Genomic DNA, 19,484 nt, shown 5'->3' on the forward strand with positions numbered 1-19,484 from the left:
GGATTTATGTGGAATTTTATATTATTAAATACACGGCTTTGGCTTTTGCTTTTGTCATTGCGATAGTCGGCCATGAAATAATGCACGGACTAGTAGCCAAACATTATGGGGATCTTACTGCCACACAAGAAGGCAGGCTTAGCATCAATCCCTTAAAACACATAGACCCTTTTGGAAGTATTGTTTTTCCATTGATTTTGTTTATTTCTCAAAAGCTTGCAGGTGTTGCCGATCCGATAGTTTTCGGATGGGCTAAACCTGTGCCTGTAAATATATTTACCGTTGTAAATAGGGGTGGTTATATCGGAGCGTTTAATGTTTCCGTTGCAGGAGTTGTTTATAATTTTGCTTTAGCCGTTATTGCTTCAAGTGTTATCGGTTTGGTAGGTGAGCCAAGCGGTTTGATTAGTCTGTTTTTATATATGTTTTTGATGTATACTGTACTTATAAACGTTATATTGGCTGTGTTTAACCTGTTTCCGATTCCTCCGCTTGACGGTGCTAATGCGCTTAAGTATCTGTCTTTAGAGTTTAAATGTCATAAGGTTGTGCAGTTTTATAATAAAATAGAACCGTACGGTATGATTATATTAATGATTATACTGTTTACACCGTTGAGTAATTATTTTTTTTATCCGGCTGAGGTTTTGATTAAGATATTATTATGAATAAACTTACGGAATTACCTAAAGAAAAGCTCGTTGAAATTATTGAAAAACTGTATGTTAATTTAATTAAAGATCCTAAATACGATATTTATTCAAAAGCTTTTTTTATTGAATATTTAAAACAGAGTCTCGAAATATACAAAAGATACAAAAATATAAAAATCAGCCTTCTTTTATTTGCATTTAAAGCAGATAAAATCGATGTACTTAAAAAAAACATAAGAAAAAGCGATTTGCTGGCAAAATATGACAATGCTTTTGTAATATTACTTTTTGAAACCGGGGAATTAGGTATGTATAAAGTAAGACAGAAGCTGGAAAATATTTTAAATGAAAAGGGTGTTTCTGTCAATATAACGGTAACTGAAAATATTGAAGAGATAATAGAAGAGATAGAAAGTAAAATTAAGATTTATTAAACCAGCTTTTTACTTTATCTATAGCTTCTTCCAGCAGGCTTTTATGTTCTTTAATTTCTCCTCCGAAACTTTTATGAAGTTTTTCAAGCAGTTCTTTTTGTTCATCGGTCAGTTTTTTAGGATAAACGATTTTTAATATTGCTATCAGATCGCCTTTATATCCCGTATTCGGATCAGCAATACCTTCTCCTCTGAAAACGATTTTTGTATTGTCTTTTGTGTGAGGTTTGATTTCTATCTCTTTTTCTCCGCTTAAAGTTGGTATTTTTACGCTGTCTCCGAGAATTGCGCTTGTAAAAAATATTGGAACTTCAACGATAAGATTATTGCCTTTTCTTTTGAAGATTTTTGATTCTTTAACATTGAAAATCAGATATAAATCGCCTCTGTATCCGCTTATATCCTGGTTTCCGTGGCCTTTTATTCTCATTCTCATACCGGTATCGATTCCGGCGGGAATGTCAACTTTTACTTTTTCTTTTTCTACAATATAACCTTTTCCACGGCATTCGTTACATACCTTTTTGGCAATAAAACCTCTACCGTTACACTGAGGACATGTTTGGGAAATTCTCATAAATCCGTTGCCCATGATTATACTTCCTCTTCCGTGGCAACTAGGGCATGTTTCTTTCTCTTCCGCTCCTGTTCCGTGACATTTCGGACATAATTTAAAATAACTAATTTCTATTTCTTTGCTTATCCCGTAAACCGCTTCTTCAAATTCTAATGTTACTTCAACGGCTTTGTCTATGTCGTATGGCATCTGTACTTCAGCTCTTCCCCCGCCGAATCCTCCTCCGAATATATCGTTAAACATATCGAAGATGTCACCGAAATCAAAATCCGTTTTGAATCCCTGTCCTTCAAGACCTTCTTTTCCGTATTTGTCGTAAATGGCTCTTTTTTCATCATCGCTTAAAATCTGATAAGCCTCATTTATTTTTTTAAACATCTCTTCTGCTTCTTTGTCGCCCGGATTTTTGTCAGGATGGTATTTCATAGCCAGTTTTCGGTATGCTTTTTTTATTTCTACTTTTGTAGCAGTTCTTTCAACACCTAATATTTCATAATAATCCAACTGCCCCTCCTAAATTTTTTGTGGAATTATAACAACTTTAGTGGGTAAGTTGTGAAGCGGTTAAGTTGTGAAGCTGTAAAAAGTTTTATGATTGTCTAAATTCCTTAACCACTTATCTACTTACCCACTTAACAACTTCCCAACTTAATATATGGTATAATTTCTTTAAAAAAAGGTATATTATGGCATATGAAATTGATAAGAATCAATTAAATGAAGTGCTTGAGAAACATAAATTATCTTGGGAAGATTATGAACATATTAAAAAAATTTTAGGAAGAGAACCTAATTTTGTTGAACTTGGTGTATTTAGTGCGATGTGGAGCGAACACTGCTCATATAAATCAAGTAAAGTATATCTAAAAGGATTTCCTACTGAAGCGCCTTGGGTTATTCAGGGTCCCGGAGAAAATGCAGGGGTTATTGATATAGGCGGTAATATGGCGGCTGTATTTAAAATGGAATCTCACAACCATCCATCTTTTATTGAACCTTATCAGGGAGCGGCTACGGGAGTAGGGGGAATACTTAGAGATATTTTTACAATGGGAGCAAGACCTGTTGCAAACCTTAACGCCATCAGATTCGCACACATTAAAGGCGACGATGAAACCGCTAAATTTCACAGACATCTGCTTCACGGGGTAGTTGCCGGAATTGCCGGGTACGGAAACTGTATAGGCGTTCCTACGATCGGAGGAGAGACTGCGTTTGAAGAGTGTTATAAAGGTAATATTTTAGTTAACGCATTTTCACTCGGAATTTGTCCTCAGGATGAAATATTTTACGCAAAAGCCGAAGGTATTGGAAACCCTGTAATTTACGTAGGGTCTAAAACAGGAAGAGACGGACTTGGCGGAGCCGTAATGAGCTCTGATAGCTTTAAAGAAGGTGACGAAGATCAAAGACCTACAGTTCAGGTAGGAGATCCTTTTACTGAAAAACTTTTAATGGAAGCCTGTTTGGAACTTTTCAAAACCGATTATATAGTGGGTATTCAGGATATGGGTGCTGCGGGACTTACATCTTCAAGTTTTGAAATGGCCGGAAAGAGCGGCAGCGGACTTGTAATGCACCTTGACAAAGTTCCGATGAGAGAAGAGGGAATGAACCCTTATGAGCTTATGCTTAGCGAATCGCAAGAAAGAATGCTTATTTGTGCCAAAAAAGGGTATGAGGACAAAGTTATCGAAATATTTAAAAAATACGATCTTGACGCTGAGGTGATCGGTGAAGTTACGGATACGGGAAGGGTTGAACTGTTCTGGCACGGTGAAAAAGTGGCGGATATCCCTGTGGATCCAATTACTGAAGAAGCATCGGAACTTGTGAGACCTATAAAAGAACCTGAATACCTTAAAGAAATCAAAAACGTACAAATCCCTGAAGTAGATCCGCAAGAAGCGTTTGAAAAACTGATGGCTGAGAGCGAAGTGGTTGACAAAGCGTGGATTTATGAGCAGTACGATTCAATGGTACAGACAAATACCGTAGATACAAAAAGAGCCGACGGAAGCGTCATTAGAGTCAAAGAAAACGGAAGATTCCTTGGAATGGCGTGTGATTGTAACGCAAGATTTAATTATATCGATCCTAAAAAGGGAGCAGCAGCTGCTGTAATGGAAGCCGGAAGAAACGTAGCCGTTAAAAAAATAAAGCCTTTAGCGATTACCGACTGTCTGAATTACGGAAACCCTCTAAATCCTGAAATTATGTGGCAGTTTAAAATGGGATGCGAAGGTATCAAAGAAGCATGCCGTGAACTGAACACTCCTGTTGTCAGCGGTAACGTATCACTTTATAATGAAAATGAAGGTGAGGGTGTATATCCGACTCCTGAAATTGCAATGGTCGGTGCGGGCGACGATTACAGAACGACTGATCTTAAAAATGAAGGAAACAGCGTTTATATTTTAGGCGAAACGAAACCTGAGTTTGGCGGAAGTCTTTATCTTAAAGTTTTCGGAGATAAAGTTGCAGGAGTTCATCCTGAGGTTGATTTTGAAAAAGAACTTAAACTTTGGGACGTACTGCAAAGTGATCTGATTGAAAGCGCAAAAGATATTTCTACCGGTGGAACGGCAATTGCTGCATATAAATGGGCGTGTGTAAGCGATAAAGGGCTTGATTTGAATATCAGCGTGAATTCTCCTAAAGATATATTTGCCGAATCTTTAAGCAGGGCTTTTGTGGAAGTTAAACCCGAAAACGAAGCCGAGTTTGAAAAACTCTGCAGTGATAAGGGCATTTATTTTGAAAAAGCAGGAAAAGTCGGCGGAGATAAAATTAAAATTAATGATGTCGAAGTTTCTCTTGAAAAAGCTAAAGATATATACTTCAATACTTTCCCTAAAATCCTTAAAAACGAAATAATTTAATAAATTCCGGCTTTTTGCTTCTTTTTTGATTTTCGATTATTGAATTTATAGAAGGGATTAAAGATAAATCTTTTCTCCCTGTTCTACTATATGTGCTTTTTTATCGAAGTATGAGTGGATTACGGATTTAAATATAACCTGTTTGTCGTATTCACCGTGTATTAAGAAAATTCTGTCAAGTTTTTCAAATTCATTCATCCATTCAAGAAGCTCTTTTTGATCGGCGTGTGCGGAGAATCCGTTAATTGTGTAAATTTTTGATTTGACTATTATTTCTTCATGATAAATTCTTATGAATTTTGCACCGTCAATAATATCTCTTCCGAGTGTTCCTTTTGCCTGATATCCTACAAACAGCAGTGCGTTTCTCGGATTCCATATTCTGTGTTTCATATGATGAAGAATCCTTCCGCCGTTACACATTCCGCTTCCGGCTATAATTACGGCTCCTCTTTCTATTTTGTTTATGGCTTTACTTTCTTCTACGTCTCTTACTAGTCTTAACTGATCGAATTCAAATGGATGTTTTTTATATTTTTGACATTTTTTGCTTAAAAGCTGGTCCCATTTTTTATATACAGTTGTAACTTTCGTAGCCATAGGCGAATCGAGAAATACTTTTGCGTTTTTAGGAAGTGATTTTTCTTCACTCATTTCTTTGAGTATACACAGTATCTGCTGTGCTCTTTCTATTGCAAAAGTTGGAATTAATACGTTTCCTCCGTTTAAAAGAGTGTTTATAATTACGCTTTTAAATTCTCTGATACTGTCGTCAATGTTTTTATGGTTTCTGTCTCCGTATGTAGATTCAATAAACAAAGCGTCGGCATATGTCGGAGTATGTGGTTTTGGCAGTATTCCGTTGTTTTTATTTCCCAAATCTCCGCTGAAAACTATTCTTTTTTTTATATCAAATTCTTTAAAGTCGATTTCTACGAAACTGCTGCCTAAGATATGTCCGGCGTCTTTAAATGTGGCTTTGATATCTTTTGTGATTTTTATTTTTTTGTCATATTCTATTTTTTGTCTGTTCATTTTTTTGAATATTTCTTTTACTTCATCCTGAGTGAAAAGAGGTTTTCTGACATCTTTTTCTTTTCCGCGTCTTTGAGCTTTTTTATATTTGGTTTTATATTCTTCTTCTTGAAGTTTTCCTGCGTCCATTAAAACTATTTTTGCTATGTCAAACGTGGCCGGGTGGGCAAAAACTTTTCCTTTAAATCCTCCTTTGTAAAGAAGAGGTATTCTTCCCACATGGTCTAAATGTCCGTGGGTAATTATTAACGCGTCTATTTCTTTGGGATCAAAACCAAAAGGCTCATAGTTTTTATGCTCTTCCAGCCCCTGAAACATACCGCAGTCGATTAAAATTTTGCTTTTGCCTGTATCTAATAAATGTGCTGAGCCTGTTACGACTTTAGCGGCACCGAAACTTTGCTCATATGTTTGATTTTCCATTACCAGTCCTTTATAAATTATTTTTTATTTTCCATTTCTGCTATATCTTTTATAATTTTAAGTACGCTGTCAGGGTTTAGACTCATACTTTCAATTCCTATATTTACTAAAAATTCTGCAAATTCAGGATAATCGCTTGGAGCCTGTCCGCATAGTCCTGAATATTTTTTATTTCTTTTAGCGCCTTCTACGGCCATTTTAACCATTTTTTTGACGCCTTCGTCTCTTTCTTCATAATCGAACGCCACTATTTGAGAGTCTCTGTCAACTCCCAATGTAAGCTGTGTCAAATCATTTGTACCAATACTTATTCCGTCAAAAACATCTAAAAATTCATCTATCAGTATTACGTTGTTCGGAATTTCGCACATCATGTATGTTTCAACATCTCCAAGGCCGTTTTGAGTTAAAATTTCTTTTACTCTTTTTGCTTCTTCGACTCTTCTGCAAAACGGTATCATTAAAACTATATTTTCAAATCCCATATCAAATATAGCCCGTTTCATTGCTTTACATTCAAGCTCAAATCCGTCTTTGTAATTAGGGTGAGTATATCTGGCGGCTCCTCTGAAACCTATCATAGGATTTTCCTCCACAGGTTCAAAATGTCTACCGCCAAGAAGGTTGGCATATTCGTTTGATTTAAAATCACTCATTCTGACAATGCATTTTTTAGGATAAACTCCGGCTGCAAGGGTTGCAACACCTTCACTCAATGTTTTGATAAAGAAATCTTCGGGTTCACCATTGTAAGGAAATGCAAGTTCGTCTATTAAAGCTCTTTCCGTATCGCTTAAAATTTCAGGATGTTTTATAGCCATCGGGTGAGCTTTGATGTATGTGTTTATAATAAATTCCATTCTAGCCAGTCCTATACCGTCTACCGGAAGTTTGGCAAGAGAAAAAGAAAGTTCAGGGTTTCCTAGGTTCATCATGATTTTTGTTTTAGGACGAGGAAGTTTTGAAATGTCCACTTTTTCTATTTCAAAATCAAGTATTCCTTCATAAACTTTTCCGACTTCCCCTTCTGCACAGCTGACAGTTACTTCCTGATTTTCTTTTAATATCTTAGTGGCGTTTTTTGCACCCACTATTGCCGGTTTGCCAAGCTCACGGCTGACAATCGCCGCATGGCATGTTCTGCCTCCGGTTTCCGTAATGATAGCGCTTGCTATTTTCATTACAGGTTCCCAGTCCGGAGAAGTGGTTGTCGCGACAAGCACGTCACCTTTTTCAAATTTATCGGCTTCAGCCATGCTTTTTAGGATTTTTACTTTGCCGGCTCCTATTTTTTCTCCTACGGCATTACCGGTTAAAATAACGTTTGATCTTTCTTTTAGTTTATATATTTCAAATTCGTTAATACTTTCCTGAGAATGAACCGTTTCAGGTCTTGCCTGAACCATATATAATTTTCCGTCTACTCCGTCTTTTGCCCATTCCATATCCATAGGCGTATAATGACCGTTTACTTCTGTATAGTGTTCTTCTATTTTGATAGCCCAGTCAGCCAGCTGCAGAACTTCTTCATCTGTAATTGCAAACTGCATTTTTTTATCTATAGGGGTTTTAATGTTTTTAGTGAACTGTTCCGCTAGATTAGCGGTTTCTAATTTGTCAGAAAAAACCATTGTTTTTTCTTTATTTCCTCTTTTTCTTTTCAATACAGCTTTATGGCCTTTTTTGAATGTAGGTTTATGTATAAAAAAGCTGTCAGGATCGATAGTTCCCTGAACTACGTTTTCACCAAGTCCCCATGCCGCGTTTATAAATACAACGTCTTTAAATCCGGTTTCGGTATCAATACTGAACATAACACCGCTGCTTCCTAAATCGCTCCTGACCATTTTCATTATTACGGCTGATAAATATACTTTTAAAGGATCGAAATTATGAGTGTATTTGTAACTTATACTTCTGTCGGTAAAGTTGCTAGCTATACACATTTTATATGCCCACAGCAGGTTGTCGTCACCTTTGATATTTAAGTACGTTTCATTCTGTCCCGCAAAAGAAGCTGTGGGAGAATCTTCAGCCGTTGCAGAACTTCTGACAGCCAAACTTACGTCATCTCCGTATTCTTCTTTAAGTTTTGCATAACTGCTTAGAATTTCTTTTTTTAAATCTTCAGGCACTTCGCCTTTCATTATAAGGCCTCTTGCTGCTTTTCCTACAGCTTTTAATTCGTCTATGTCGTCAGGATTGAAATTTTCAAACAGTTTGGCAATAGGCTCCCATAAATTATTCACATCAAGATAATGCCTATATGCGGTTGCAGTTACTGCAAAGCCGTTTGGGACGTTTACGCCTAAAGGTGTCAAATGATTATACATTTCTCCCAGACTTGCGTTTTTGCCTCCGACTTCATCAGTGTCTTTTATACCTATTTCTTTAAACCATTTGATAAACGCGCTCATAATTTCTCCTTTTTGTTTTTAATTTGGATTGTTTTTGAATCTTTTAATCATTTCTTTAAAAAATATCTGCTGTGCAAGTTTGCCGAACCCTTCCGTTAAAGTAGGATGGGGATGAATTGTGTTTAACAGGTCTGTTGGCGACATTTTCTTAGATACTATTAATGACGCTTCTCCTATCAGAGTTTCGGCGTCTTCGCTTAAAATCTGAATACCTATAATCTGGTTATTATGTATTACGAATTTGATAAACCCGAAAGGTTTTTTGTCTATTTGAGCTTTGGCGTCTATTTTATAATCGTATTTTTCTACGGTGATGTCTATGTTTCTTTTTTCCGCTTCTTTTTCGTCAATTCCGACTGATGCGATTTGAGGGCTTGTAAACAGAACCCAGGAATTGTTGTCGTAATTCACCTCTCTTTTATTCGGGGCGAACATATTATGAACGGCCACTCCTGCTTCATATGTCGCCGTATGGGCGAATTTAGGAGTATTTATACAGTCTCCGCAGGCGTAGATGTTTTCATTGCTAGATTTAAGGGTAGAATCTACTCTTACTCCGTGTCTGTCATATTCAACGGAAGCTTTTTCAAGGTTAAGACCTTCAAGATTTGCAATTCTTCCTGTGGCAAGAAGAACTTTTTTGGATTCTAAAACTGAAGTGTTGTAATATATTTTGAATTTGCCGTTTTCATAATCTATCTTTTCCAGATTTACGTTCAGTTTTATATCAACACCGTTTTTTATCATTTTATTTTGAACGAACAAGGCCGCTTCTTTATCGAGTCTTTTAAGTATTCTTTCTCCTCTTTCAAGGATAGTGCATTTTACACCGAGTTTATTAAACATTCCTGCAAGTTCGCAGCTTATGGCTCCGGCTCCTATAAAAACGATTTCTTTAGGAAGCTCTTTTTCAAAAAAAACATCCCTGTTTGTCCAGGCTTTTTCAATACCGTTGCCTTTAAAAGGCGGCAGATTTACTTTTGCGCCGGTAGCGATCAGAGCTTTTTTAAAAGTAAAAATCTGACTGTTTACTTTAATACTGTTTTTACTTTCAAAACTTGCAGCACCTTGAATATAATCGATATTCGGGTTTTGCTGGATCTGTTCGTATGCTGCTTCAGCTCTTTTTTTTATAATTGCTTCTTTGTCTTTTAATACTTCTTCCCAGTGGATTTGAGGTGATTTAGACAGATCTATATGGAAATTCGGAGCTTCTTTCAGTAAAGCGAATTTATTAGCGGCGTTTTCCAAAACTTTTGAGGGTATACATCCTTCAAAAAGACATTCACCGCCGGGTTTTTCTCTTTTGTCTATTAGTAAAACTTTTTTACCGAATGCGGCTGCCGCCATTGCTGCGGGCGTTCCGCCCGGTCCGGCTCCTATTACGATTAAATCATACTCCATTTTCTATCCTTTGGTTTATTATATCTTTTTAAAACTTTAAGAAAGCTTAAGAATTCAAAATTTTTAATGCTTCTTGCGTGTTTTTGTTTTCGCAAGTTATTGCATATATAGCATTTGCCATTTTTATTGCTTCTTTAAGAGGTCTTTGGTGTATGTTTCTGCCCGTACCGTTTCCTCTCGTGCCTCCGATGTGAATCTGTTCGTATAATTCTTTTAAAAACTCTTCTTCATTTATTTTTTTACCGCCTTCACATAATACACCGCATTTTCCGGCAGCCTGAACTACTTCATGAAGGAGTTCGGGTTTAAACTGACTGTTTTCATAAGGAACTTTCACTTTTGCAAAGTCCGCTCCGAGACATACCGCTACACCTGCGGCTCCCGCTATCAGGTGTTTATCATGTTCGTCTTGAATGAATTTTCCTTTCGGATACATCCATAATACTGCCAAAAGCCCGTTTTTGTGTGCCTGATGAACTATATTTGCGGCTTCTTTGAGCATTGAATGTTCGTGTTCGCTTCCGAGATACACGGTATATCCTACGCCTTTAATGTTAACTCCGCTGTATTTTTTAAATTCAACAACGTCATTAACACTCAGCCACTGTTCGGAATACGGATCTTTGGCTTCATACGGGATTATGTTGGTTTTAGAATTCAGTTTAACAAGATAAGGTATATCCGGATAATCCACTCCGTATCTGCTGATAAGTCCGAACTGTGTTGCAAAAACTCCTATTTTTGCATTTGATGCGATTTGAAAAAGATGTTCGGGATTATGGTCGTCTGCCGGGATTCCCTCACCGTAGAAATCATTGTTTAGATGTTCTACTTTCTGATCTCCCGCAAACAGCATAAGTCTTCCTGTAGAGTTTGTAACCTCTTCAAGGATATTTAAAAATTCTTTTCTTTTTTCTGCCGGAACATCGGCAGGTAAATATTTTTCTAACATTTTATACTCCTTTTAGTATACGAATAATCCGTAAGCTATTGTTAAAATACCAAGTACAAAAAGCCATATTGCCGCTGTTTTTGCTATTTTTTTACTGAAAATCAGCGCATATATGGCTTTTAATATATTGTTGCTTCCGGCTGCTATTACTATTGCCGCCGATATTGCATTCAATGTAATGTGAAATTTGCCTGTCATTAGAGACAGGACAAACGGGTCTATATCCGTAAAACCTATAATGAAAGAGAGGATTTTAAGTCCTACGTTTCCAAAATGAGCCGTTACATAATGGGTAATAGCCATCATTGCTACAAACAAAAATGCAAAAACGAAAGCCGTTCCAAGTTCTAAAGGGTTTCTGTCGTCAATAGGCACATTGCTTGCGGTCTGTTTTTTGTAAAGGGCAAAAGATATTACTATTCCGGCTGCCGCAAATAAGATTAAAGGCAGAGAAATGGCTTTTGCCACCTGAAAATTGAAAATCACAGCAATTACAAGAAGTCTTAAGTACATCATCGAAGTAGCCACGATAATAGATGAATTGATAATACTTAATATGTCTCCTTTTGCCTTAATGCTTAACGCTTTTTTGCTTAATACAACGGTTGTGGCCGTAGAGCTGTAAAGACCTCCGAAAATTCCTGTAAGCAGGTATCCTTTGTTTTTGAATATGAATTTTTGAGCCAGATAGCTGCCGTATGATATTGCAGAAATGATAACGACTACAAGCCATATTTTAAAAGGAGAGATATTTATGTATTTGATTTCCGTATCAGGCAGTATAGGCAGGATTACCGCACTTAAAAGCAGAAATTTTCCTAGTGTTTCAATCTCTTTTTCGTTTATTTCGTTTAAGAAATTCTGGGTGTGGGATTTATAATTGAGTATAAATACAACAAGTACGAATAAAAACGCCACAAGCCATACGTTGTTGTAGGCCTCTATCAGAGCGCCGAAACTGTAAACTATACTCATTACAAGATATGAAACGATGGAAGTTCTGTCGTGTATTGTTTTGTAATAGTAATGAATCGCATATAAAAGCGTAAGGGATAAAAATCCCGCAATATAAAAATAAAGATTTATTTTAAAGAACACAAATCCCGCAATACCTATGAAAGTATAGGTTCTTGCGGAGCCGATATGAGTTTTTTGTACATTTTTGCTTTCTCTGTAGCTTTTTAATTCAAGGCCTATCAGAAAAGAAAGGGACGTGACTATAATAAGATAAATTAAATCCTGAGGAATAAAACTTAACATTTTCATAGTACGTCAATTCCTTTTGCTTTTCTGTAATATTTTACAACCGCTCTTTTAACGAAATCGTTAAATACAAACCACACAACGGTATAGAAAAATAGGAATATTCCCCATTTCCAGCCGATAGGCGTAATTAATCCGAATCCGTAAACACCTATAATGAGGCCTAAAAACGCAGTTGAAAAAGAGGCTACAAGCAAAATCCAGCTTGGATAAGGTTTTTTAAAGAACCAGTCGCTTGTTCTGGTGTTATAGATAGTCCAGTGTCCGGCCATTACAAGTTTGGTAAAAAATGCGCTTTGCACGAACAACAGCCAGCTTTTCGGATCGTGAACGTTTATCCAGCTTGGGATATCAGGGAAGAATGCACTGTCTGGATGCGCCTGGATATATACCATCGTAATATAAAAAATTGTAAAACTGCTGAGCACCCCTGCGATACCAAGCCACGTTGAGAGTACAAGCATTTCATGCATATCCCATCGGACCGGTTTTTTTTCTATTTTTGTGTTGTCATATGCGATTGAAAGAATAGGGATATCGTTTAAAAGTGCCAAAAGGATAATCATCAGTGCCGTAATAGGATAGAAATTAAAAATAACGATAGCAAGAGTCATAAATAAAATCACCCTGATTGTTTCGGCTATTCTGTAAATGGTATAGCTTTTCATCCTTTCAAACGTTATTCTGGCTTCCTTAATCGCGTCTACTATAACCCTGAGTCCCGGTGCCAGCAGCACAATATCCGCAGCAGCTCTTGCCGCGTCCGTTGCTCCGCTTACCGCAATTCCGGTGTCCGCTTTACGCAAAGCCGGTGCGTCGTTTACGCCGTCACCCGTCATACCTACGATATGATCGGCTTTTTGAAGTTCGTCGACTATAAAATATTTGTCTTCCGGATAAACTTCCGCAAATCCGTTCGCCTCTTCTATTATTTTTACTATTTCGCTTTCGTGTCTTTTTACGCTGCCTTTTGTAAGTTTACCCACTTCTTTTTTTACGAGAGATGTGATCTGATCAACTTTTTCTTTTATTTCCTCATCGCTTAAATTCATACTTTTGAGTAAAGCTTTGGAAATAATCTGAGCGAGTGTGATATATTCGTCGTGCGTTTCGTTTTTAAGCTCTCTTATTGAATATATGTTTTCTCCGATTCCGAGTATTTTTGCTATATATTTTGCAACGGCTACATTGTCTCCCGTTACCATTTTAACTTCCACGCCTTTTTCTTTGGCTTCTTCTATAGCTTCTTTGGAGTCCGGTCTTGGCGGGTCATACAGAGGAATCAGACCCAGGAAATGAAAACTGTTTTCATCTTCGAGTTTGTAAGCAACTCCGAGTGTCCTAAAGCCGTCCTGGGCGAACTCTTCTACTTTTGCATAAGCTTTTTGTTTATGTTCTTTATCCAGGTTGCACATTTCAATAATAACCTGAGGAGCGCCTTTTGTCGCTACTATTTTTTTACCGTCCAGTTCTATATAGGCTTCCGTTCTTTTACGTACAGGGTCAAACGGTATAAATTTAATCAGTTTAAATTCAGGCAGTTTCAGATTGTTTTTTTCCGCCCATTCAAAAATCGGTTTTTCGATAGGGTCGTTATTTTCTTTTTTACTGGCAAACAGAGCGTATTTAAAAAGCTCTTCGGGAGTGTGGTTTTCCTCTATGTAAGGAGTGCCTACCGTCATTTTATTTTGGGTGAGCGTTCCTGTTTTATCCGAACAGAGTATATCCATACCCGCCATTTCCTCTACTGCGGCAAGACGGGATACTATTGCCTGTTTTCTTGCAAGGTTAACCGCTCCTACCGCCATTACTACGGTAAGCACGGTTGGAAGTGCGACAGGTATTGCCGCGACCGTTAATACAAGCGAAAATTCCAAAAGCTCCCAAATATTTTCGTGTCTTTTTACTCCGGCAAAAATGATAATAGCTACCATAATAACGGTAATTAATATAAGATAATTACCAACGTTAATAACCATTTTTTGGAAATGGCTTCTTTGATTGTGTTCGGCTTTGGCTACAAGCCCCACCGTTTTGCCGAAATATGTATTAAGGCCGGTGCCTACAACCAAAGCAGTCATTTCTCCTTGTTTTATTACCGAATTTGAAAAGGCGACGTCTCCCGGTTTTTTGGTTACCGGCAGACTTTCACCCGTCAGTGCCGACTGGTCGACTGATAAAAACTCGCCGCCGCCTATAAGTTTTACGTCTGCTGGAACAATGTCTCCGATTTTTATTTTAATAATATCTCCGGGTACCAGTTCTTTAGCCGGTATTTCCATCCATTGTCCGTTTCTTAAAACCGTGGATTTGCGCGCCAGTTTTTTCTTTAATACTTCAATTGCGTTTAATGCTTTGTGCTCCTGGTAAAAGTCCAAAATAGCATTTGTAAAAAGCATTATCATAATAATGGTGAAATCTTCCCATCTGTGGACCAGTGCGCTTAAAACGGCCGCAATTTCGATCATCCATGGAATCGGTCCCCAGAATCTTCTGAAAATCCTGTGCCACAAAGGCTCTTTATATTCAGGGATTTCATTCGGTCCGTATTTTTTAAGTCTTTTTTTGGCTTCTTCCGAGCTTAGACCTTTTTCAAGATCCGTCTGAAATTCTCCTGCAACTTTTTCAACGGGTATATTTTTATAATCTTCCGTTTTCATCTAAACCTCCTTAAAGTTCTGTCGATTGCCTCACTGTATGTAGGGTGCGGAAATATTGTTTTTTTGAACGTATTAATATCAAGTTCTCCGGTCAGTGCAGCAGCTATAATTCCTATAAGCTCTTCCGCATTGGGTGCGAGTATGTCGGCTCCCGTTATGAAATTTTCATCATCCGAATAAAGTATCACCATTCCGTTTTTATCTCCAAAGCCGCTTCCTGAAATACCCAAATAAGAAAGCGGAAAAGAAGCGGAGTTTTCAGTGGCTTTACCGATGTTTGCGTAAGAAAGAGGAAGAGTGTATATGAATTTTGGAATATTTTTAAGATTGAGTTTTTCTTTGTTTCCAAGTATCTGATCTGCTACGTTGAGGGCTTCCGCCCTTGCCGCGTGGGCTAAAAGTAGTTTGCCGTTACAGTCGCCTATAGCAAATACCCCGGGCATTGTGGTTCGGAAATATTCGTCTGTTTTAACGGCGCCTTTTTCTATTGCGATTTTATCTGTTTTAACGGCGTCTGTATCAGGCACTCTTCCGGTTGCCACAAGCAGATATTCCGTTTCAAAGGTTTTGTCTTGCGTATGTATTACCGCTTTATTGTTTTTAACATAAGCTTTTTGTATAGAAGTATTAGGAATAAGATTTACTCCTATGTTTTTTAGCTGTTTTTCAAGATTTTGAGTAATAGCCTGAGGAAATTTTCTTGATATGTTTTCATGTCTGTATATCAGGTTGACTTTGCTTCCGAATGCGGCAAAAACGGTTGCCATTTCCAGACCTATGGCCCCAGTGCCGTAAATGGAAATTTCTTTTGGAATATGTTCCATTTTTAGCGCTTCGTCTGATGTGATTATTTTTTTGTAATCTATTTCTATTTCTGAAGGAATTCTCGGTTTTGAGCCGGTTGCTATTATTGTATACGCCGGGTTAAATATTTTGTTTCCGACTTTTACCCCTTCATCAGTTATTTCGGCTTTTCCTTCTATAAGATCTACTCCTGCGGCTTTACACTGGTTTATAACGGCCGAAGTGCTTTTTTGCAAAATCGCTTCGATTTTTTCTTTTATATTTTTAAGATTTACGGAAGCCTTTTTTGTAAAAACGTCTTCTTTGGATTCTATTACTGTTTTAGCCCTGTGAAGCAGGTTTTTAGAAGGAATACATCCGTTATGCAGGCATGTTCCTCCAATATGTGAGAGGTCTTTTTCTATTAAAGCCACTTTTTTGCCGGCTTTGCCTAGGACTATGGCTGCTGTGTATCCCAAGCCTCCTCCTATAATTATTACGTCATACATTTTTTATCTCCTCTTTGAAATCATTAACAAACATCGCAGCCTCCACACCGTTTAATATTCGGTGGTCTATCGTAAAAGCTGTTTTTATTTTATTTTCCGTCAGTTTTCCGAATGCCGCTATTCCCGCGTCTTTATCATTGATTACCGCTGTGAAGCTTTCAATATTAAACATTCCTAAATTGCTTATTCCGAATGTGGAACCCGTCAAATCTTCGATGCTGAGTTTTTTTGTTTTAATTTCTTTCAGCCATTCGTTTATTTCCTGTAAAGTTTTTTCTTCCGCATTTTTAATTACACACATAAAAAGTCCGTCTTCTCTGCTGACGGCTACCGAAATATTAGAAGCGGGATAGGTTAGTAAATTACCGTCTTTTAGAATTGATCGGCTTAAAGGGTTTTTCTGCATTGCGTTTGCGAGGGCTTTTATAATCTGAGCCGTTATTTTGATGCCTTCTTTTTTGGTGATTTCTATTTCTTCAAAAATAAAAAACACCGGCTTGGTAAGTGAATTTTCAAGAGTTTTTATAACCGCTTTTTGATTTGGCGTAAGTGTTGAAATTTTCGGTATATTGTTCTGTTTTATGTAGTTTATAACCTCTGTGCTGTCAATTTTATGATCAAGCTTGAATGTGTCGTAATTAATATTGTACTCTTTAAGCAGTTTAGCGGCTTTCGGTGTGAAATATCTGCTGATTATATGCTCTTCTATGTCTTTTATATGTGCGGGTTTTGGAATTTCGTTTTTTTCCTGAAGTTTTTCTATGTCTATTCCGAATTCAGCCGCCTTTTTCTTTGCTGCGGGACTGGCGCTGCCGGAAACGGTTCTGTTTTCTTCAGACGTATTTAAAACCGAACTTATAATTGTGTCAATATCAATATCTTCCGGCTCTTTTGAGGATTCGGTCTGTTTTTTATTTTCAGATGAGGTGTTTTTTTCACTCTTTGACTCTTCTGCTGTATTTACATTTTTTCCATTCTCAATTTTCAATTCTCCATTCTCAATTATAGCTATTACGCTTTTTACAGGAACCTCATCGCCTTCTTTTACAACTATTTTTTTTACTTTTCCGTCAACAAAACTTTCAATATCCATAGTGGCTTTGTCGCTTTCGACTTCGCACAGTTTATCACCTTTTTTTACGATGTCGCCAACTTTGACGTACCATTTTGTAATTTTGCCTTTGTCCATCGTATCGCTGAGAATAGGCATGGTTACTTTATATTCCATTTTCAGCCTTCCACTCTAAAATTTTTTTGACTATTTTTTCAGGGGTAGGGATTGAAGCGAGTTCAAGTTTTCTGTTATACGGAATCGGTACGTCTTCTCCGGCTATTCTTAAAACCGGCGCGTCTAAATCGTAAAAACATTTTTCTGTTATCTGTGCAAGTATTTCAGCGCCCATTCCTCCCGTTTTATGATCTTCTTCCACAATTACGGCTTTTTTTGTTTTTTTAACGGAATTAGCAATTGTTTCGATATCAAGAGGCCTTAGAGAATTTAAATCTATTATTTCAGCGTTTATTCCGGCTTTTTCAAGTTCTTTTGCGGCTTCAATTACGTCATATCTCATTTTCAGGTATGTGATGATCGTAACATCTTTGCCTTCTTTTACTATTTCTGCTTTAAACGGATCAAAATTTTTTATTTCTCTGAATTCCATATCCATGGGATACAAAAGCTCGTGTTCTAAAAACACAACAGGGTCGTTGCTGAAAATAGCCCATTTTAAGCCGTAATAAGCATATGAGGCATTGCTTGCGGCAAGAACAATAAGTCCGGGTATTGAACTGAAAAGCGTTTCGTAATTTTCACTGTGCTGCGCAGCGAGCTGTCTGCTGACTCCTCCAGGCATTCTGACAGTCAGAGGAATAGTCATTTTGCCTCCGCTCATATATCTGAATTTTGCAGCATGGTTTATAATCTGATCCATTGCAAGCAGGGAAAAGTTTGCGGTCATTATTTCCGCTATCGGTCTGAGCCCGGCAATTGCCATACCTATTGCGTTTCCCACTATGCTGAGTTCCGCAATAGGTGTGTCAATTACCCTTTTTTCTCCGTATTTTGAAAAAAGCCCCTCGCTGACGCGGTAGCTGCCTCCGTATCTCCCTACGTCTTCACCTAAAATAACTACACTTGAATCCGCTTCCATGGATTCGTCTATCGCTTTATTTAATGCGCTACGGTATAACATTTTCACACTCCTTACAAAATACCCCGTCATACAGTTCTTCCACATCGGGTTCAGGCGAATTTTTCGCAAATTCAACGGCTTCGTTTATTATATGTTCTATTTTTGCGTCGGTTTCCCGGAAATATCTTTCGTCAGCCAGACCTTTTTTTAACGCTTCTTTTTTAAGATTTTCAATAGGGTCTTTGCTTTTGTATATTTCAAGCTCTTCCTCGCTTCTGTATTTCCCGGCGTCACTCATGCTGTGCCCTTCGTACCTGTAAGTTTTCGCTTCAATAAAATATGGACCAAGTCCGTTTTCTATATATTCTTTTGCTTCGGTTACGGCATCATACACTTCACATACGTTCATACCGTCTATTACTTTTGCCGGCATATAGTTTTTGACTTTATGGAACTGTTCAATAAACGGGCTTACCCATGAAATATGCGTACCGATTGCGTAAAAGTTGTTTTCTAAGAAAAATATTACGGGCAGTTTCCATGCGCTTGCGATATTGATACTTTCAAAAAAAGCGCCCGCATTGCTTGCACCGTCTCCGAATATAGCGAATACACCGGCATTTTCGCCCTGGATTTTTCTGGCATATGCACATCCGACGGCTATAGGCAGATGTCCTGCCACTATCGCGTCTCCCCCGTAAAAATCAAGTTTTGGCTCAAACAGGTGCATTGACCCGCCTTTGCCTCTGCTTATACCCGTTTTTTTGCCGAACAGCTCGGCCATTACGAGTTTGGGATCCATTCCTCTGGCAATCGCTAGTACGTGTTCTCTGTAGTGTGTAAACACGTCTCCTTTGTCAAAAGCCTGCATAGTTCCGACACTTACGGCTTCCTGACCTATATCAAGATGTAAAAATCCGGCAATGTTCCCGTTCATATATTCGCGTTTTGCCGCAAGCTCAAACTCGCGGCCGAGTCTCATTAAATAATAAAACTTTTTAACTCTTGCGCTATTCATTGCTAAACTCTTCTATTGCTTTAAAAAGGGGAGTCATATACATGAGTGCCGGACCTCCGTGCATAAGTACCGCCTGCATTGCGGCTTCAACTATTTCTTCTTTGCTGGCTCCGAGTTTAAGAGCGTTTTTGGTATGAAACGCAATACACCATTCGCACTGTGCGGCTACCGCCAACGCAACATTAATAAGCTCTTTGTTTTTTGCGCTTACAGCTCCGTCTTTTTCTACACTTTGCATAAATGAAAAAAATGTTTTGGTTTCTTCAGGTGCGTTTTCCTGCAGATTTTTAATGAGAGTTTGAATTTCCTGTAGTTTTTCTTTCATCATTTGAACCCTCCTTC

15 protein-coding genes are annotated in these 19,484 nt (G+C 37.8%); 3 read left to right on the plus strand and 12 right to left on the minus strand.

What is annotated here, in order from left to right; translation table 11 throughout:
- Nucleotides 1-8: 8 nt before the first annotated feature.
- Both C3L23_RS03905 and C3L23_RS03910 read left to right on the plus strand, forming a co-directional pair.
- A complete protein-coding gene (locus tag C3L23_RS03905; RefSeq protein WP_127680044.1) occupies nt 9-668 on the plus strand; it encodes a site-2 protease family protein in 660 nt (219 codons plus the stop codon).
- The gene (locus tag C3L23_RS03910) at nt 665-1,087 is read left to right on the plus strand and encodes a hypothetical protein (protein ID WP_127680045.1); all 423 of its coding nucleotides are present in this window, start codon (nt 665-667) and stop codon (nt 1,085-1,087) included. The genes C3L23_RS03905 and C3L23_RS03910 overlap by 4 nt, the downstream gene beginning before the upstream one ends.
- On the opposite strand, the gene dnaJ is transcribed toward C3L23_RS03910, so the two are convergent.
- Nucleotides 1,074-2,168, minus strand: a complete 1,095-nt coding sequence (gene dnaJ, locus C3L23_RS03915; RefSeq protein WP_127680046.1) for a molecular chaperone DnaJ — start codon at nt 2,166-2,168, stop codon at nt 1,074-1,076. The genes C3L23_RS03910 and dnaJ overlap by 14 nt on opposite strands.
- Nucleotides 2,169-2,350: 182 nt before the next feature.
- On the opposite strand from dnaJ, the gene purL reads away from it, so the two are divergent.
- The gene (gene purL / locus C3L23_RS03920) at nt 2,351-4,546 is read left to right on the plus strand and encodes a phosphoribosylformylglycinamidine synthase subunit PurL (protein WP_127680047.1); all 2,196 of its coding nucleotides are present in this window, start codon (nt 2,351-2,353) and stop codon (nt 4,544-4,546) included.
- Nucleotides 4,547-4,603: 57 nt separating this feature from the next.
- Here the strand turns inward: purL and C3L23_RS03925 are convergent, their stop codons facing one another.
- The 11 genes from C3L23_RS03925 to C3L23_RS03975 are packed head-to-tail and all read right to left on the minus strand — an operon-like array spanning nt 4,604 to nt 19,467.
- Entirely contained in the window at nt 4,604-6,004 is a 1,401-nt protein-coding gene (locus C3L23_RS03925; protein WP_127680048.1) for an MBL fold metallo-hydrolase RNA specificity domain-containing protein, read from the minus strand.
- 17 nt (nt 6,005-6,021) lie between these two features.
- Nucleotides 6,022-8,421, minus strand: a complete 2,400-nt coding sequence (ppsA, locus tag C3L23_RS03930) for a phosphoenolpyruvate synthase (RefSeq protein WP_127680049.1) — start codon at nt 8,419-8,421, stop codon at nt 6,022-6,024.
- A gap of 18 nt (nt 8,422-8,439) precedes the next feature.
- Complete coding sequence (locus C3L23_RS03935; RefSeq protein WP_127680050.1) at nt 8,440-9,825, minus strand: NAD(P)/FAD-dependent oxidoreductase; 1,386 nt, start codon at nt 9,823-9,825, stop codon at nt 8,440-8,442.
- Nucleotides 9,826-9,871: 46 nt separating this feature from the next.
- Nucleotides 9,872-10,777, minus strand: a complete 906-nt coding sequence (locus C3L23_RS03940) for an aldolase (protein ID WP_127680051.1) — start codon at nt 10,775-10,777, stop codon at nt 9,872-9,874.
- Nucleotides 10,778-10,789: 12 nt separating this feature from the next.
- Nucleotides 10,790-12,043 carry a DUF4010 domain-containing protein gene (locus C3L23_RS03945; RefSeq protein ID WP_246831100.1) on the minus strand — a complete coding sequence of 418 codons (1,254 nt, stop codon included), beginning with the start codon at nt 12,041-12,043 and terminating at the stop codon, nt 10,790-10,792.
- Entirely contained in the window at nt 12,040-14,700 is a 2,661-nt protein-coding gene (locus C3L23_RS03950) for a plasma-membrane proton-efflux P-type ATPase (RefSeq protein WP_127680052.1), read from the minus strand. The genes C3L23_RS03945 and C3L23_RS03950 overlap by 4 nt, the downstream gene beginning before the upstream one ends.
- On the minus strand, nt 14,697-15,992 hold the full coding sequence (locus tag C3L23_RS03955) for an NAD(P)/FAD-dependent oxidoreductase (protein ID WP_127680053.1): 1,296 nt from the start codon (nt 15,990-15,992) through the stop codon (nt 14,697-14,699). The genes C3L23_RS03950 and C3L23_RS03955 overlap by 4 nt, the downstream gene beginning before the upstream one ends.
- Nucleotides 15,985-17,220 (minus strand): dihydrolipoamide acetyltransferase family protein, encoded by a 1,236-nt coding sequence (locus tag C3L23_RS03960; RefSeq protein WP_127680054.1) that lies wholly within the window; start codon nt 17,218-17,220, stop codon nt 15,985-15,987. The genes C3L23_RS03955 and C3L23_RS03960 overlap by 8 nt, the downstream gene beginning before the upstream one ends.
- Nucleotides 17,210-18,184 (minus strand): alpha-ketoacid dehydrogenase subunit beta, encoded by a 975-nt coding sequence (locus C3L23_RS03965; RefSeq protein WP_127680055.1) that lies wholly within the window; start codon nt 18,182-18,184, stop codon nt 17,210-17,212. Before C3L23_RS03965 ends, C3L23_RS03960 begins: the two co-directional genes overlap by 11 nt.
- Entirely contained in the window at nt 18,171-19,142 is a 972-nt protein-coding gene (locus C3L23_RS03970; RefSeq protein ID WP_127680057.1) for a thiamine pyrophosphate-dependent dehydrogenase E1 component subunit alpha, read from the minus strand. The genes C3L23_RS03965 and C3L23_RS03970 overlap by 14 nt, the downstream gene beginning before the upstream one ends.
- Nucleotides 19,135-19,467 (minus strand): carboxymuconolactone decarboxylase family protein, encoded by a 333-nt coding sequence (locus C3L23_RS03975; RefSeq protein WP_127680059.1) that lies wholly within the window; start codon nt 19,465-19,467, stop codon nt 19,135-19,137. Before C3L23_RS03975 ends, C3L23_RS03970 begins: the two co-directional genes overlap by 8 nt.
- Nucleotides 19,468-19,484 lie beyond the last annotated feature (17 nt).

The sequence above is a fragment of the Nautilia sp. PV-1 genome, assembly GCF_004006315.1.
GTDB classification, from domain to species: domain Bacteria; phylum Campylobacterota; class Campylobacteria; order Campylobacterales; family Nautiliaceae; genus Nautilia; species Nautilia profundicola_A.

Bases quoted from the DNA above. Each gene is read 5' to 3' on its own strand.
- C3L23_RS03955 (WP_127680053.1), bottom strand. From the start codon at position 15,992: ATGTATGACGTAATAATTATAGGAGGAGGCTTGGGATACACAGCAGCC.
- C3L23_RS03925 (WP_127680048.1), bottom strand. From the start codon at position 6,004: ATGGAAAATCAAACATATGAGCAAAGTTTCGGTGCCGCTAAAGTCGTA.
- C3L23_RS03960 (WP_127680054.1), bottom strand. From the start codon at position 17,220: ATGGAATATAAAGTAACCATGCCTATTCTCAGCGATACGATGGACAAA.
- C3L23_RS03975 (WP_127680059.1), bottom strand. From the start codon at position 19,467: ATGAAAGAAAAACTACAGGAAATTCAAACTCTCATTAAAAATCTGCAG.
- C3L23_RS03945 (WP_246831100.1), bottom strand. From the start codon at position 12,043: ATGAAAATGTTAAGTTTTATTCCTCAGGATTTAATTTATCTTATTATA.
- C3L23_RS03970 (WP_127680057.1), bottom strand. From the start codon at position 19,142: ATGAATAGCGCAAGAGTTAAAAAGTTTTATTATTTAATGAGACTCGGC.
- ppsA (WP_127680049.1), bottom strand. From the start codon at position 8,421: ATGAGCGCGTTTATCAAATGGTTTAAAGAAATAGGTATAAAAGACACT.
- C3L23_RS03935 (WP_127680050.1), bottom strand. From the start codon at position 9,825: ATGGAGTATGATTTAATCGTAATAGGAGCCGGACCGGGCGGAACGCCC.
- C3L23_RS03940 (WP_127680051.1), bottom strand. From the start codon at position 10,777: ATGTTAGAAAAATATTTACCTGCCGATGTTCCGGCAGAAAAAAGAAAA.
- C3L23_RS03965 (WP_127680055.1), bottom strand. From the start codon at position 18,184: ATGTTATACCGTAGCGCATTAAATAAAGCGATAGACGAATCCATGGAA.
- C3L23_RS03910 (WP_127680045.1), top strand. From the start codon at position 665: ATGAATAAACTTACGGAATTACCTAAAGAAAAGCTCGTTGAAATTATT.
- purL (WP_127680047.1), top strand. From the start codon at position 2,351: ATGGCATATGAAATTGATAAGAATCAATTAAATGAAGTGCTTGAGAAA.
- C3L23_RS03950 (WP_127680052.1), bottom strand. From the start codon at position 14,700: ATGAAAACGGAAGATTATAAAAATATACCCGTTGAAAAAGTTGCAGGA.